This window comes from Streptomyces sp. NPDC005962 (assembly GCF_040629205.1).
In the GTDB taxonomy this organism is placed as follows: Bacteria; Actinomycetota; Actinomycetes; order Streptomycetales; family Streptomycetaceae; genus Streptomyces.
Map to the genome: position 1 here is coordinate 350,496 of NZ_JBEXVE010000004.1, position 15,517 is coordinate 366,012.

The window sequence follows — 15,517 nt, forward strand, 5'->3', positions numbered from 1 at the left end:
GCACGGGACGGTGAGGGCCGACCGATCGTCGGTATGCTCGCCGCCATGCCCATCCCCCCGACAACCGTCCCACCTGCGGATGAAGCGCCCTCCGAAGCGGCCTCTCGGCGGGCGCGCGGACGCGATGACGCCTGCCCCGGCGCGCTGCGGCTGCACCCGGCGGACGACGGCTCCCTGGCGCGCGTCCGGACCCCGGGCGGCCTGCTGACGGTCCATCAGGCGCGGGCACTGGCACGGGTCAGCGAGGTGCTGGGGGACGGCAGGCTGGACCTCACCTCGCGCGGCAATCTCCAGCTCCGCGGCCTGGACGCGGCCTGCGGCGGCGAGCTGGCGGCCGGGCTGCGGGAGGCCGGGCTGCTCCCCTCCGAACGGTACGACCGAGTCCGCAACATCGTGGCGTCCCCGCTGAGCGGGCTCGACGGCGCCGGATGCGGCGATGCCACGGCGTGGGCACGGGAGTTGGACGCCACGCTGTGCGCCGGTGCGTGGGGCGAGTTGTCCGGCTTGTCGGGGCGTTTCCTGTTCGCGATGGACGACGGCCGGGGCGATGTGGCCGCGCTGGGCGCGGATGTGACATTGATCGCAACGCGGGACGGCGGAGCCGTGCTTCGGATGGGCTCCGGGACTGACGGGGCTGCGCTGGAGGTGCGGGCGCGGGATGTGCCGCGCGCCGCCGCGCTGGCCGCCGTGGAGTTCCTGACCAGGGCCGGGGAGAGCGGTACGCGGGCGTGGCGGGTGCGGGAACTGCCCGGGCAACACGCCGTGACCGCCGACGGCTTGGCGGCGCGACTCGCGGACGAGGGTGTCGAAGCCGTACGAATCGGGCACGGGAAGCCGGGCGACGCGCCCGGCACACCGCCCGCGCCGGGCGTCGTGTCCGGGCCGGACGGGCGCCACGCCGTGTCCGTCCTCGTTCCTCTGGGCCGGGTACGCGCCGCGCAGTGGCGGCTGCTCGCCGGGCTCGCCTCCCGGAGCGGGTCCGGTGAACTGCGTGTGACACCCTGGCGCGGCGTGGTGCTCCCGGGGTTCACCGCGGACGGCGCGGCGGCCGCGGCGCGGGAAGTGGCCGAGGCGGGGCTGGTGACCGCGCCGGATTCCCCGTGGGTCGGGGTCGGCGCGTGTACGGGACGGCCGGGCTGCGCCAAGTCCCTGGCCGATGTGCGCGCCCACGCGGCGCGCGCGGTGACGGAGTCGGTGGCGGACACGGTGGCGGGCGGTCCCCGCTCCCCCGACGCGCCGCCGGTGTACTTCTCCGGCTGCGAGCGGCGCTGCGGCCACCCCGGCGGCCGCTGGGTGGACGCGCTCGCCACGTCCGGGACGGACTACCGGCTCACCGTACGCGACACGCGCGAGCCGGACGGCGAGACCGACGGGGGCACCGGCGGCGGGGAGACCGGCGGCGGCGTGACAGATGTGGCAGCGGATCAATTGGCCGCCGCCGTGGCGGCGGCCCGCGGAACAGCATGATCAACGACACGATCGAGGACACAGTGTTCGACTACGAGAAGGACGGGGCGGCCATCTACCGCGCCTCCTTTGCCACCATCCGCGCCGAGGCGGACCTGAGCGGCCTCCCCGCCGATGTCAGCCAGGTCGTGGTGCGGATGATCCACGCGTGCGGCATGGTCGACCTGGTCAAGGACCTCGCGTACACCCCCGAGGTGGTCGCGCGGGCCCGGGAGGCGCTGCGCGCCGGGGCGCCGGTGCTGTGCGACGCGCAGATGGTCGCCAGCGGCGTCACCCGCAAGCGGCTGCCCGCCGACAACGACGTGGTGTGCACGCTCTCCGACCCGTCCGTACCGGAGTTGGCGCGGCGCATGGGGACGACGCGCAGCGCCGCCGCGCTGGAGCTGTGGCGGGACCGGCTGGAGGGTTCGGTCGTGGCGGTCGGCAACGCGCCCACCGCGCTGTTCCGGCTGCTGGAGATGATCGAACAGGGCGCGCCGCGCCCGGCCGCCGTCATCGGCGTACCGGTCGGGTTCATCGGTGCCGCCGAGTCCAAGGAGGCGCTGGCCGGACACCCGGCGGCGCCCCACCATCTGGTGGTGCGCGGCCGACGCGGCGGCAGCGCCATCGCCGCGGCCGCGATCAACGCGATAGCGAGCGAGGAAGAGTGAGCGAGCAGCAGCGACGGGCGACGCCCGCGGCGAAGGGCCGGCTGTACGGCGTGGGCCTCGGCCCCGGTGACCCTTCCCTGATGACGGTACGGGCGGTGGAGGTCATCGCCGGGGCCGATGTCGTGGCGTACCACAGCGCCCGGCACGGCCGCAGCATCGCCCGTTCCATCGCCGAGCGGCATCTGCGGCCCGACCACATCGAGGAGCGGCTGGTCTACCCGGTCACCACGGAGGGCACCGACCATCCGGGCGGCTACCGGGGCGCGATGGAGGAGTTCTACGCGGAGGCCGCGGCGCGGCTCGCCGCGCACCTGGACGCGGGGCGCACGGTCGCGGTGCTCGCCGAGGGCGATCCGCTCTTCTACGGCTCGTACATGCACATGCACAAGCGGCTCGCCGACCGCTACCCCACCGAGGTCATCCCCGGCGTCACCTCGGTCAGCGCGGCGGCCGCCCGGCTCGGCGCGCCGCTGGTGGAGGGCGAGGAGGTGCTGACCGTCCTCCCGGGCACGCTGCCCGAGGAGGAGCTGACGGCACGCCTCGCGACGACCGACGCGGCGGCGGTGATGAAGCTCGGCCGCACCTTCCCGACGGTGCGGCGCGCCCTGGAGCGTTCGGGGCGACTCGCCGACGCGCGGTACGTGGAGCGCGCCACGATGAGCGCGGAGCGCACCGGGGCGCTGGGCGAGATCGATCCGTCGTCCGTGCCGTACTTCTCGGTGGCGGTGCTGCCGAGCCGTATCGGCACACCGGACGCCCCTGACGCCCCGGAGGCCCCGGACACCCCGGACGCCTCCGTGTCCGGGCGTCCGGGTGAGGTCGTCGTGGTGGGCCTCGGCCCGGCCGGTCCGCTGTGGCTCACCCCCGAGGCGCGCGGTGAACTGGCCGCCGCCGAGGATCTGGTCGGCTACACCACCTACCTGGACCGGGTCCCCCTACGCCCCGGCCAGCGGCGCCACCCCTCCGACAACAAGGTCGAGGCCGAACGCGCCGAGTTCGCCCTCGACCTCGCCCGGCGCGGCCGGCGTGTCGCCGTCGTCTCCTCGGGCGACCCCGGCGTGTTCGCCATGGCCACCGCCGTCCTGGAGGCCGCGTCCGAGGACCCGTACCGCGACGTCCCGGTCCGGGTGCTGCCCGGCATGACCGCGGCGCACGCCGCCGCCGCCCGCGCGGGCGCGCCGCTCGGCCACGACTACGCCGTGGTCTCCCTGTCCGACCGGCTCAAGCCGTGGGAGGTCATCGCCGGACGCCTGCGCGCCGCGGCCGCCGCCGATCTGGTCCTCGCCCTGTACAACCCCGGCTCCCGCAGCCGTATCTGGCAGGTCGGCAAGGCCCGCGAACTCCTCCTGGAGCACCGCGCGCCGGACACCCCGGTCGTCCTGGGCCGCGACGTCGGCGGCCCCGAGGAGTCCGTCCGCATCATCCGCCTGGCCGACCTCGACCCGGAGGAGGTGGACATGCGCACGATCCTGCTGATCGGCTCCTCCCAGACCCGTACGGTCCGCCGTGGCGACGGCACCGACATCGTCTGGACCCCGCGCCGCTACCCCGAGGCGTGACTCAGGGCCGTGCGGTCGTACGGAGCCAGGCGACGGCCTCGGCGGGGGTCCGGACCACCGGGACGCCCTCCGGGGCCGGTGGACGCTGGACGACGACCACCGGGATTCCGGCCTCGCGGGCCGCGGTGAGCTTGGGGGCCGTGGCCCCGGCGCCGCTGTCCTTGGTGACCAGGACGTCGATGCGGTGGCGGCGCAGCAGGTCGGTTTCGCTGTCCAGGGTGAACGGACCCCGGTCGAGGATCATCTCCATGCGGGGCGGCAGCGGGGGCTGCGGGGCGTCGACCGAGCGGACCAGAAACCACGGTGTGGTGAGGTGGGCGAAGGTGGCCAGCCCCATGCGGCCCGTGGTGAGGAAGACCCGCTCCCCCAGGTCCGGCAGCAGCCGCGCGGCCTCCTCCAGCGAGGCGGCCGGATGCCAGCGGTCGCCCGGACCGGCCACCCAGCCGGGGCGGCGCAGGGCGAGCAGGGGAACATGGACGGCGGCGGCCGCTCGGGCCGCGTGGTGACTGATCGTGTCGGCGAAAGGATGGGTGGCGTCGATGAGCGCGTCCACCTGGTGCTCGCGGAGCCAGCGGGCCATACCCTCGGGGCCCCCGAACCCGCCGATCCGCACCTGCCCGGCGGGCAGCCGCGGTGCGGCGACCCGGCCCGCGAGGGAACTGGTGACACGCAGGGCGGGGTCGCCGTCCAGCTCCTCGGCGAGGCGGCGGGCCTCGGTGGTGCCGCCCAGGATGAGCACATGGCGCACCGGTGCGCTGTTCATCGGATGCCTTTCGTCGTCCGTGCGCCCGTCATCGTATGCGCGGCGGGTGGCCCATGGCTGACCCGGAGGCCGAGGTGAGCGGGGGGCGCGGGGCGCAGCTGGAGCGGACCGGGCTGCGGCACGGGTGGACCACCGGGGCATGCGCGACGGCCGCGACGACGGCCGCGTACACCGCGCTGCTCAGCGGCGACTTCCCCGACCCCGTGACCATCGCGCTGCCCAAGGGCCAGCGGCCCGCGTTCGCGCTGGCGGCCGAGGAGCTGTCGGCGGACCGGGCCATGGCCGCGGTCGTGAAGGATGCCGGGGACGACCCCGATGTGACGCACGGCGCGCTGGTGCGGGCGACGGTACGGGTTCTGCCGCCGGGCGGCGGCGTGGTGTTCCGGGCCGGGCCGGGCGTCGGCACCGTCACCCGGCCCGGCCTGCCGCTCGCGGTGGGCGAACCGGCGATCAACCCCGTGCCGCGCCAGATGATGAGCGAGCACATCGCCTCGGTCGCTGCCCGTCACGGCGGCAGCGGTGACGTCGAGATCGAGATCTCGGTCGACCACGGCGAGGAGATCGCCCGCAGCACGTGGAATCCCCGGCTGGGCATCCTCGGCGGGCTGTCCATCCTCGGCACGACCGGCATCGTGGTGCCGTACTCCTGCTCGGCCTGGATCGACAGCATCCGGCGCGGCGTGGACGTGGCCCGGGCGGCCGGGCGGCGGCATGTGGCGGGGTGTACGGGGTCGACCTCCGAGAAGGTGGCCGTGGCCGAGCACGGGCTGCCCGAGGACGCCCTGCTGGACATGGGCGACTTCGCGGGCGCCGTCCTCAAGTACCTGCGCCGCCACCCCGTGGACCGGCTGACGATCGCGGGCGGCTTCGCCAAGCTCTCCAAACTCGCCGCGGGCCACCTGGACCTGCACTCCTCCCGCTCCCAGGTCGACAAGGCCTTCCTCGCCGACCTGGCCCGCCGTGGCGGCGCGGACGAGGACCTGGCGACGGCGGTCGCGACGGCCAACACCGGCCTGGAGACGGTGCAGCTGTGCACGGCCCGAGGCGTCCCCCTCGGCGACCTGGTAGCAGCGGCGGCCCGCACCACGGCCCTCGACGTCCTGCGCGGCGCCCCGGTAGCGGTCGACGTGATCTGCATCGACAGAGCAGGCACGGTCGTGGGCCGCGCGGAGCCCCGCGGCCCACGGGACGTCTGACACTCCCGCGGGGGGGTACGTAGGTTGCGAGGCGCGGCGCCTGCCCGGCACGAAGTGGATTCCCCGACCGGCAGGGGACGCGGAACCGCCCGGCACGGCGTGGCGCCCGCAGGACACGGCATGGCACGCACGGCCAAGCCGTGGCGTACCCAAGGTGCAGGTGCACCCGGCACGGCGACGCCGCGCGACTGACACGCCGGAGCGCAGAGCCGTCTCGGCGCGAGGCGGGATACCGCGCCCGACACGAGCCACGGCGTCCGTGTACGGCTCCGGACACGGCGCCCAACCGACACGGAACGCGACGCCGCGCGGCACGAAGTGCACTGCCCAACCAGCGAGGGAAGCGGCACCGGCCCGGCACGGCGTGGCGCAGCGCGGCGCCCGCAGGACACCGGACCGGCACCCGCGCAGGACCCCACACTGCCCCGCACAGTGGCGGGACGCGGCCCCCGCGCGCAGCGCGGTGCCCCGCCGGAACCACACGCGGCGACCCGGCCCACGCGACGCGGTGCCCCGCCCGGCACGGGACGCAGTGCCCCGCGGCGCGCGGCGCGGCACACCCCCATGCGGGACGCGGCCCCCGCGAAAGGAGTCCTCCGCCAGGGGGCGCCCACGCCCGCACGAGACGCAGCCACGTCGCGCTACGCGGCGCCTGCGCTGGTGCGGCGCAACGTCCGCCCGGCACGGAGCGCAGTGCCCGTGCGGTGCGGCACGTACCCCACTCAGGACGCGGACTTCCGCGCGCGGCGCAACGTTCCACCGGCACCGAAACGCCACCCCGGCCCGTGGCACGACGGTCCCGCGCCCAACCCGACACGGCGTGACGCTACGCGGCGCCTGCGCGGGTGCGGCGCAGCGACCGCCCGGCGCGGAGCGCGAACGCACCCCGTCCGCGTCCGGCACGGCGGGGCAGGCCGCACAACCTCACCCGGCGGGGCGGGGGCGGTCTGTTGAGTAGAGGTGGCTGTCGCGAAACTGTTCGGCGGCCAGGGCGCGGCCCACCATGATGACGGCCGTGCGCACCACACCGGCCGCCTTCACCTGGTCCGCGATGTCCGCCAGGGTGCCGCGGAGGACCAGTTCGTCGGGGCGGCTGGCCATGGCGACCACGGCGGCCGGGCAGTCGGGGCCGTAGTGCGGGAGGAGTTCGCCGACGACGCGGTCCACGTAGCGGGCGGCGAGGTGGAGGACGAGCAGGGCGCGGCTGCGGCCGAGGGTGGCGAGATCCTCGCCGTCGGGCATGGGGGTGGCCTGCTGGGCGACGCGGGTGAGGATGACGGTCTGGCCGACGGTCGGGACCGTCAGCTCACGCTTCAGCGCGGCGGCCGCGGCGGCGAAGGCGGGGACGCCGGGGACGACCTCGTACGGGATTCCGGCCGCGTCGAGGCGCCGCATCTGCTCGGCGACGGCGCTGAAGACCGACGGGTCGCCGGAGTGGAGGCGGGCCACGTCGTGGCCCGCCTCGTGGGCGGCCGCGAACTCGGCGGTGATCTGGTCGAGGTCGAGCCCGGCGGTGTCGACCAGCCGGGCGTCCGGCGGGCATTCGGCGAGCAGTTCGCGCGGTACGAGGCTGCCCGCGTAGAGGCACACCCGGCAGCGGGCGAGGGTCCGTGCGCCGCGCAGGGTGATCAGGTCGGCGGCGCCGGGGCCCGCGCCGATGAAGTACACCGTCATCGTGTTTCTCCGCGTTTGGTGGTGGACCACTGGGTGACCGGCATCGCCTGGCGCCATCCCGTGAAGCCGCCCACGGGGGTGGCGTGGGAGACGGCGAGGCGGATGAGGTCGCCGCCGTGGCGGGTGTACCAGGTGGTGAGCAGGGCTTCGGATTCAAGGGTCACGGTGTTGACCACGAGGCGGCCGCCCGTGGGGAGGGCGGCCCAGCAGGCCTCCAGGAGGCCGGGGGTGGTGGCGCCGCCGCCGACGAAGACGGCGTCGGGGGCGGGCAGATCGGTGAGGGCGGCCGGGGCGGCGCCGGTGACGACGCGCAGGGCGGGGACGCCGAGGGCGGTGGCGTTCCGGGCGATGCGTGCCGCGCGTACCGGATCGCGTTCGACGGAGACCGCGCGGCAGGCAGGGTGTGCGCGCGTCCATTCCACGGCGATGGAGCCGGAGCCGCCGCCGACGTCCCACAGCAGTTCGCCCGGGGCGGGGGCGAGGGCGGCGAGGGTGGCGGCGCGGACGTGGCGTTTGGTCAGCTGGCCGTCGTGTTCGTACGCGGGGTCCGGCAGCCCGGGGACGGCGGACAGCCGGAGGGTGTCCGCGGCCTGGGCGCAGTCCAGGGCGATGACGTTGAGGGGGTCGCCGGGCGGGTGGGGCCACGCCTCGGCGGTGCCCTCGACGGCGTGTTCGCGGGCGCCGCCCAGCTGTTCCAGGACCCGCATCCGGGTCGGGCCGAAGCCGCGCTCCCGCAGCAGCCCGGCGACCTCGGCCGGGGTCCCGGCGCCCGCGCTGAGGACGAGCAGCCTGCGGCCCGGGTACAGGGCGCGGGAGACGGCGGCGAGGGGGCGGCCGACGAGACTGATCACCTCGGTGTCCTCCTGAGCCCAGCCGAGCCGAGCGCAGGCGTAGGAGACGGACGAGGGGTGCGGCAGCACCCGCAGCGCGCCGGGGCCCAGCAGCTCGGTGAGGGTGCGGCCGATGCCGAAGAACATGGGGTCGCCGCTCGCCAGCACACAGACGCGGCGCCCGGCGTGCGCGGCGAGCAGCCCGGGGACGGCGGGGCGCAGCGGGGACGGCCAGGGCACCCGCTCGGCGGCGCATTCCGGTGGCAGCAGGTCGAGTTGGCGCGGTCCGCCGATGACAGCCTGGGCCGTGCGCAGCGCCTCGCGTCCGGCCGGGGCGAGCCCGTCCCATCCGTCGGCGCCGATGCCGACGACGGTCAGGGGGGTGGGTGGCGGGCTCACAGGGGTACCTCGTGGTTCGGAAGCAGGTCAGGGGCAGTCCCCCCGGCACTTTACTGACCTGCTACGACGGTCCCGCCTCCGGCTCCGCCTCGGCGAGCGCGAGCAGCTGCTCGGCGGTCATGCCGGCCGGTATCGGCTCGGGCGGGGGCGTCCGCAGCGGCGGCTGCCAGCCGTCCTCGGGGGCCCAGCGCCGGATGACGCGGGCGGGCGCCCCGGCGACCACGGCGTGGTCGGGCACCTCGCCCCGGACGACCGCTCCGGCCGCGACGACGACATTGCGGCCCAGCCGCGCCCCGGGCAGGATCACCGCGCCCGCGCCCAGCCAGCTTCCGGAGCCGATCTCGACGGGGGCGGAGCGCGGCCACTGCCTGCCGATGGGCTGGTCGGGGTCGTCGTACGAATGGTTGTCGCTGGTCACGTAGATGTACGGGCCGCAGAACACATCGTCGCCGAACACCACGTCCCGGGAGGCGATGACATGGCTGCCGCGGCCGAGGACCACGCCGTTGCCGAATCGCAGGATGGGGCCGGGGCCGAGGTCGAGGCCGGGCATCATGCCGACGGTGAGCGTGACCTGTTCGCCGATGACGCAGTGGTCGCCGAGTTCGATCCACGGCTCGCCGAAGACGGTGCCCTGGGGGAACGCCAGCCGGGTGCCGATGCCGATGTGGCCGAAGCGGTACGGGCCGGGCCGGTCGGCGGTCACCGCTCCGGCACGCTGGACGGCGCGCCATCCGCGGTGCACCATCCGGGACGTGATCCGGGAGGTGGCGCGGCGGCGCCACGCCCGCCAGGATGAGAACACGTTCTCGTTCTTCGGCATGTACACACCGTATCCGGCCGCCGCCCGCCGCGGTACGCGATCACCACCGCGGTACGCGGTCACCGCCGCAGGACACAGTCACCGCACAGGCCACCGCCCGGCACCCGGTAGTACAGGCAGCAGGTGCGGCGACGGAAGGCGAGGGGCGCGGTGGTCAACTCCCCCGCGTCGCACAGCGGCGGGTACCCGAACTGGGCGCGGGCCACGGCCACCGCCCGCTCCCCCGCCTCGTCCAGGCCCCGCGCCCGGCACCAGTCGTGCAGCACCCGCAGCGAACCCACCAGCGCCGACGCGGCGTTGCCCCACAGCAGCCGGTCCGAGACCCGGTACGCGCGGCCGACGGCGCGGTGCAGCGGCGTCAGATGCGCGTACGCGGCGTCGGCCAGCTGCCCGGCGAGCCCGCCCGGTTCGCCCATCACCCGTGGCGGGCCGGGCCACCACAGGTCGTCGGGGGCGGTACGGGCGGGGTTCCACCACAGCTGGTCGGGGCGGAGGTCGAACACCGCCCCGGAGAGGGCCGCGGGGCCGAGCGCGAGCGACCATACGCGGGCGGCGAGCCCCTGGAAGGCGAGGGAGGCCGCGACCCTCGGCTCGTCGGTGCCCAGACTCGCGGCGACCGCCTCCACCCGCCCGCGCAGCAGTGGCGCGGCAGCGCCCTCGCCTCCGACAGCGCTCTCGCCCGTCAGCCGGTAGGCCTCGCCGATCCGCGCGTACCCCTGCTCGCCCGGATCGCCCGAGGCGGGGCCGGTGCGCAGGGCGAAGAACGGCCCCACCTCTGCGGCCCACGCCACGCCCGCCACTCAGTCGTCGGCCGGGGTACGGAACGCCGCCAGCAGCCGGTCCGCCGCCAGCGTCGCCGTCAGCGTGCCGTCGCGGACGTCCTGTTCGAGACCGGGCGCGAGGCGGCGCACCCCGGGGTGGGCGTGCAGCCGCGCGAGCAGCTGGTCACGGACCATGGACCAGGTCCAGCCGACCTGCTGGTCGCGGCGCTTGGCCTCCAGCGCACCGGTGGCCTCCAGCACCCGGCGGTGCTGCTCCAGCCGCTCCCACACCACATCGAGCCCGGTGTTCTCGCGCGCCGAGCAGGTGAGCACCGGCGGGTTCCACGGGGCCTCCGGGGGCTGCAACAGCCGCAGCGCACCCGCGAGTTCACGGGCCGCGGACTTGGCGTCCCGGGCGTGCGAACCGTCCGCCTTGTTGATGGTGACGACGTCGGCCAGCTCCAGGACGCCCTTCTTGATGCCCTGCAGCTGATCACCGGTACGGGCCAGGGAGAGCAGCAGAAAGCTGTCGACCATGCCCGCCACGGCGGTCTCGGACTGGCCCACCCCGACGGTCTCCACGAGCACCACGTCGTAGCCCGCGGCCTCCATCACCACCATGGACTCGCGGGTGGCGCGGGCGACCCCGCCGAGCGTCCCGGCGCTCGGCGAGGGCCGTACGAAGGCGTGTCGGTCGACGGCCAGCCGCTCCATCCGGGTCTTGTCGCCCAGGATGGAGCCGCCGGTACGGCTGGAGGACGGATCGACGGCGAGCACCGCCACCTTGTGGCCGAGCCCGGTGAGCATGGTGCCCAGGGCGTCGATGAAGGTCGACTTGCCCACCCCCGGCACCCCGCTGATGCCGACCCGCCGCGCCCCGCCGGTGTGCGGCAGCAGCTCGACCAGCAGCCGCTGGGCCAGGTCGCGGTGGTCGGCCCGGGTCGACTCGACGAGGGTGATGGCACGGGCGATGTACGCGCGCTTGCCGTCGAGCACGCCCTTGGCGTACTCCTCGATGTCGATCGTCCGCGGCATTACAGCTCGTGGCCGAGATCGGCGGCCAGCTTCCGTACCAGGTCGTGGGCGGCGTCCGGGATGACCGTGCCCGGCAGGAAGACGGCGGCGGCACCGGCCTCGTGCAGGGTCTGGACGTCCTGCGGGGGGATGACGCCCCCGACGACGACGGTGATGTCCTCGCGCCCCGCCTCGGCCAGCTGCTCGCGCAGCGCGGGCACCAGCGTGAGGTGTCCGGCGGCCAGCGACGAGACGCCGACGATGTGCACATCGGCCTCCACCGCCTGCCGGGCGACCTCCTCCGGCGTCTGGAACAGCGGGCCGACGTCGACGTCGAAGCCCAGGTCGGCGAAGGCGGTCGCGATCACCTTCTGGCCGCGGTCGTGCCCGTCCTGGCCCATCTTGGCGACCAGGATGCGGGGGCGGCGGCCCTCGGCGCTCTCGAACTTCTCCACCAGCGCACGGGTGCGGTCCACACCGGACGACGGTCCGGCCTCGTCTCGATACACACCGGAGATCGTACGGATCTGGCCGGAGTGGCGGCCATAGACCTTCTCCAGCGCGTCGGAGATCTCCCCGACGGTGGCCTTGGCGCGGGCGGCGTCCACGGCGAGCGCCAGGAGGTTGCCTTCCAGCCCCGTGCCCGGGCCGGACTCGGCGGCGGCGGTGAGCGCGCGCAGCGCGTCCTGGCAGACGGTCTCGTCGCGCTCGGCACGCAGCCGCCGCAGCTTCTCCAGCTGCTCGGCGCGCACCGAGGAGTTGTCGACCGCTCGGACCTCGATCTGCTCGTCGCTGCCGCTTTCGGGCCGATACTTGTTGACCCCGATCACCGGCTGACGGCCGGAGTCGATCCGCGCCTGGGTGCGGGCCGCGGCCTCCTCGACGCGCAGCTTGGGGATGCCCGCGTCGATGGCCTTGGCCATGCCACCGGCCGCCTCGACCTCCTCGATGTGCTGCCAGGCCCGCCGCGCCAGGTCGTGCGTCAGCTTCTCGACGTACGCGCTGCCGCCCCACGGGTCGATCGACCGCGTGGTGCCCGACTCCTGCTGGATCAGCAGCTGGGTGTTGCGGGCGATACGGGCGGAGAAGTCGGTGGGCAGGGCGAGGGCCTCGTCCAGGGCGTTGGTGTGCAGCGACTGGGTGTGGCCCTGGGTGGCGGCCATGGCCTCGACACACGTACGGGTCACGTTGTTGAAGACGTCCTGCGCGGTCAGCGACCAGCCGGAGGTCTGCGAATGGGTGCGCAGCGACAGCGACTTGGGGTTCTTCGGGTCGAACTGCTTGACCAGCTTGGCCCACAGCAGCCGCGCCGCCCGCAGCTTGGCGATCTCCATGAAGAAGTTCATGCCGATCGCCCAGAAGAACGACAGCCTCGGCGCGAACGCGTCGACGTCCATCCCGGCTTCGAGTCCGGCCCGCAGGTACTCCACCCCGTCCGCGAGGGTGTACGCCAGCTCCAGGTCGGCGGTGGCCCCGGCCTCCTGTATGTGGTAGCCGGAGATGGAGATGGAGTTGTAGCGCGGCATCCGCTGCGAGGTGAAGGCGAAGATGTCGGAGATGATCCGCATCGACGGCTGCGGCGGATAGATGTAGGTGTTGCGGACCATGAACTCCTTGAGGATGTCGTTCTGAATGGTCCCGGCCAGCTTCTCGGGCGGTACGCCCTGCTCCTCGGCGGCCACGATGTAGAGCGCGAGGATGGGCAGCACCGCGCCGTTCATCGTCATCGACACCGACATCCGGTCCAGCGGGATGCCGTCGAAGAGCTGCCGCATGTCGTAGATCGAGTCGATGGCCACGCCCGCCATGCCGACGTCCCCGGTGACCCGGGGGTGGTCGCTGTCGTAGCCGCGGTGGGTGGGCAGGTCGAAGGCGACCGACAGGCCCTTCTGACCGGCCGCCAGGTTGCGGCGGTAGAACGCGTTGGACTCCTCCGCGGTGGAGAAGCCCGCGTACTGCCGGATCGTCCAGGGCTGGTTGACGTACATCGTCGGGTACGGGCCGCGCAGATACGGCGCCACGCCCGGGTAGGTGCCCAGGAAATCCAGGCCGTCCAGGTCCTCCGCGGTGTACAGCGGTTTGACGCCGATGCCCTCGGGGGTGTCCCACACCAGGTCCTCGACGCCCTTGCCGACGCTGTCCTGCACCGCGGCGGCCCAGGCGGCGGAACCGCCACCGCCGGACGCCGCCTCGTCGGCCGGACCGTCGAACTCGACGGCCGAGAAATCCGGGATCGTGCCCGCTTCCTCCGGACTGCCGCCCATCACCGCACCCCCATGATGTCCAGAGCCGAGGACAGCACCTCGACCGCGTCGCAGCCGGCGAAGACGTATCCGTCCACCCCGGCCCGCTCGTACTCGTCCTGAAGTGTCCCAGGCCGCCCGGCCAGCAGGACCCGGGCCGCCCCGGCGGCCTTCAGCCGCTCGGCGACGGCCGCCGCCTGCTCCGCGTACACCTTGTCGCCGGAGCACAGGCAGGCCACCGCCGCGCCGCTCGCGGCGAACGCCTCCGCCACCGACTCCGCGTCGACCGTGGCCGGTTCCTGCACGGCCTCGATGCCGCCCGCCTGGAAGAGGTTGACGGCGAAGGAGGCCCGGGCGGTGTGCACGGCCGCCGGTCCCAGCGCGGCCAGGAATACCCGGGGCCGGGCGCCCGTGGCGGCCAGTTGCGCGTCCGAGCGGGCGCGCAGCGCCTCGTACGCCTCGTCGCGGCGCACCCTCGGCAGGCCGCCGCCGGGGCGCTCGGGCGCGGCGGCACGCTCGACCGGCGGCTCGGCCAGGTTGGGGAACTCGCTCACGCCGGTGATCGGTTCCTTGCGGCGGGCCAGGTCGCGCGAGCGGCGCTCCCAGGTGGCGGCCAGCCGGTCGCGCACCAGGCCGGAGGCGAGGGCGGCGGCCAGTCCCCCGGCCCGCTCGATCTCCTGGAACCAGGCCCACGCGGCGCGGCAGATCTCGTCGGTCAGCGACTCGACGTACCAGGAGCCACCGGCCGGGTCGATCACCCGGGCCAGCCCCGACTCCTCCAGCAGGATCGTGGAGGTGTTGCGGGCGATACGGCGGGCGAAGTCGTCCGGCAGGCCGATCGCGCTGTCGAACGGCAGCACCGTGACCGCGTCGGCGCCGCCGACCCCGGCGGCCAGGCTCGCCACGGTGGTGCGGAGCATGTTCACCCAGGGGTCGCGCCGGGTCATCATCACCGGCGACGTGACGGCGTGCTGGCGCTGGGCGCACGACGGTGCGGCCGCCGCCACCCCGCTCGCCTCCGCCACCCGCGCCCACAGCCGCCTGGCGGCGCGCAGCTTGGCGATGGTGGTGAACTGGTCGGCGGTGGCCGCGTAACGGAACTCCAGCTCGGCGCAGGCCGCCCCGACCGTCATCCCGGCCCCGGTCAGCGCGCGCAGATACGCCACTCCGGCGGCCAGCGAGCAGCCCAGCTCCTGGGCCACCCCGCCACCGGCCTCGTGGTACGGCAGCGCGTCCACGGTGAGGGCCCGTACGCCCTGGTGGTCGCGGTAGCAGGCGACCGCCAGGTCGGCGGCGGCGGCCAGATGGGCGGGCAGGTCCGCGTCCCGGCCGGTGCGGGCCACCAGGCCCAGCGGGTCGGCGCCCAGGTTGCCGAGCGCCGCGTGCGGCGGCACCTGGCGGTCGGCGTACAGCCGCAGCAGGGCGCGCCCGGCGGCCTCGAAGTCGGCGCCCGCGTCGAGGACGACGGGCGCGAGGTCGAGGTAGACACCGGCCAGGGCCTCGGGCAGCGCGTCGACGGCCACCCCGCCCTCGCCGACGGCCAGCCACACCGACCCGGCGCCGTTCTCCAGGTCCGCGAGCACCGCCCGGTTGGTGGCGCCCGCGTCCGGGTGGGCGTGCCGCTGGCGTACGTCCCAGCCGGTGACCGCGGACCCGGCGGCGCGCGCGCCGCGCAGATACGGGGCGAAGCCGGGGTAACCGGTGTGGCCGTGCCCGGGGCCTTGGGGGGCGTCCTCGGAGGTGTAGAGCGGGCGGACGGTGATGCCGTCCTCGACCTCGGTCGCGAGGGCCGCTTCGGCTGCGGCGCCCGTGGCATCCGACGCGCCGGTTTTACGCAGCACGCCTTCCACGAGGCGATGCCACTCGTCTCGTGTCACATCCGGGAATTCATCGGCTAGGGGAAGCCCGTCGGGCAGGACCGTCATGAAGGTGAGGCTAATGGCCTGGGCTAAAGCCGCAGCGGAGGGGAGGGTGTGAGCTTACTCTCGGACCTGGATGCCCGGTTCCGCCCGATTACCCGTCGGTAAGTCCGGGGTTTATGGGGGCCGTAGGGGTTGCCGTGCCACCGCGGCGGATGCGCTCAGCGCAAAAGCGGGTGCGTGCAACACAAAGGCCCGCCCGGTGCGACGGGGGATGCA

General features: G+C 74.8%; 12 protein-coding genes. 4 read left to right on the top strand and 8 right to left on the bottom strand.

Annotation, left to right across the window (positions count from 1 at the left end; all coding sequences use genetic code 11):
- Positions 1-45 precede the first annotated feature (45 nt).
- Genes cobG through ABZ370_RS09920 form a run of 3 tightly spaced genes read left to right on the top strand, consistent with a single transcriptional unit; the run spans position 46 to position 3,676 of the window.
- Complete coding sequence (cobG, locus tag ABZ370_RS09910) at positions 46-1,467, top strand: precorrin-3B synthase (protein ID WP_358618686.1); 1,422 nt, start codon at positions 46-48, stop codon at positions 1,465-1,467.
- Positions 1,464-2,117, top strand: coding sequence for a precorrin-8X methylmutase (locus tag ABZ370_RS09915; RefSeq protein WP_358618688.1), 654 nt, complete (start codon positions 1,464-1,466; stop codon positions 2,115-2,117). Before cobG ends, ABZ370_RS09915 begins: the two co-directional genes overlap by 4 nt.
- Complete coding sequence (locus tag ABZ370_RS09920; protein ID WP_358618690.1) at positions 2,114-3,676, top strand: precorrin-2 C(20)-methyltransferase; 1,563 nt, start codon at positions 2,114-2,116, stop codon at positions 3,674-3,676. Before ABZ370_RS09915 ends, ABZ370_RS09920 begins: the two co-directional genes overlap by 4 nt.
- 1 nt (position 3,677) lies before the next feature.
- Here the strand turns inward: ABZ370_RS09920 and ABZ370_RS09925 are convergent, their stop codons facing one another.
- A complete protein-coding gene (locus ABZ370_RS09925) occupies positions 3,678-4,439 on the bottom strand; it encodes a cobalt-precorrin-6A reductase (protein WP_358618691.1) in 762 nt (253 codons plus the stop codon).
- 53 nt (positions 4,440-4,492) lie between these two features.
- On the opposite strand from ABZ370_RS09925, the gene ABZ370_RS09930 reads away from it, so the two are divergent.
- Positions 4,493-5,635, top strand: coding sequence for a cobalt-precorrin-5B (C(1))-methyltransferase (locus ABZ370_RS09930; RefSeq protein WP_358618693.1), 1,143 nt, complete (start codon positions 4,493-4,495; stop codon positions 5,633-5,635).
- 924 nt (positions 5,636-6,559) lie between these two features.
- Here the strand turns inward: ABZ370_RS09930 and cobM are convergent.
- From cobM to ABZ370_RS09965, 7 genes are all read right to left on the bottom strand, one after another.
- Positions 6,560-7,309 carry a precorrin-4 C(11)-methyltransferase gene (gene cobM / locus ABZ370_RS09935; protein WP_358618695.1) on the bottom strand — a complete coding sequence of 250 codons (750 nt, stop codon included), beginning with the start codon at positions 7,307-7,309 and terminating at the stop codon, positions 6,560-6,562.
- On the bottom strand, positions 7,306-8,538 hold the full coding sequence (gene cbiE / locus ABZ370_RS09940) for a precorrin-6y C5,15-methyltransferase (decarboxylating) subunit CbiE (protein WP_358618697.1): 1,233 nt from the start codon (positions 8,536-8,538) through the stop codon (positions 7,306-7,308). Before cbiE ends, cobM begins: the two co-directional genes overlap by 4 nt.
- A gap of 61 nt (positions 8,539-8,599) precedes the next feature.
- Entirely contained in the window at positions 8,600-9,361 is a 762-nt protein-coding gene (locus tag ABZ370_RS09945; protein WP_358618699.1) for an acyltransferase, read from the bottom strand.
- A gap of 59 nt (positions 9,362-9,420) precedes the next feature.
- Positions 9,421-10,161: a (2Fe-2S)-binding protein gene (locus tag ABZ370_RS09950; RefSeq protein ID WP_358618701.1), complete on the bottom strand. Its 741-nt coding sequence runs from the start codon at positions 10,159-10,161 to the stop codon at positions 9,421-9,423.
- A complete protein-coding gene (gene meaB, locus ABZ370_RS09955) occupies positions 10,162-11,157 on the bottom strand; it encodes a methylmalonyl Co-A mutase-associated GTPase MeaB (protein WP_358618703.1) in 996 nt (331 codons plus the stop codon).
- Positions 11,157-13,400, bottom strand: coding sequence for a methylmalonyl-CoA mutase (scpA, locus tag ABZ370_RS09960; RefSeq protein WP_358618704.1), 2,244 nt, complete (start codon positions 13,398-13,400; stop codon positions 11,157-11,159). Before scpA ends, meaB begins: the two co-directional genes overlap by 1 nt.
- On the bottom strand, positions 13,400-15,304 hold the full coding sequence (locus tag ABZ370_RS09965) for a methylmalonyl-CoA mutase family protein (RefSeq protein WP_358618706.1): 1,905 nt from the start codon (positions 15,302-15,304) through the stop codon (positions 13,400-13,402). Before ABZ370_RS09965 ends, scpA begins: the two co-directional genes overlap by 1 nt.
- Positions 15,305-15,517: the final 213 nt, after the last annotated feature.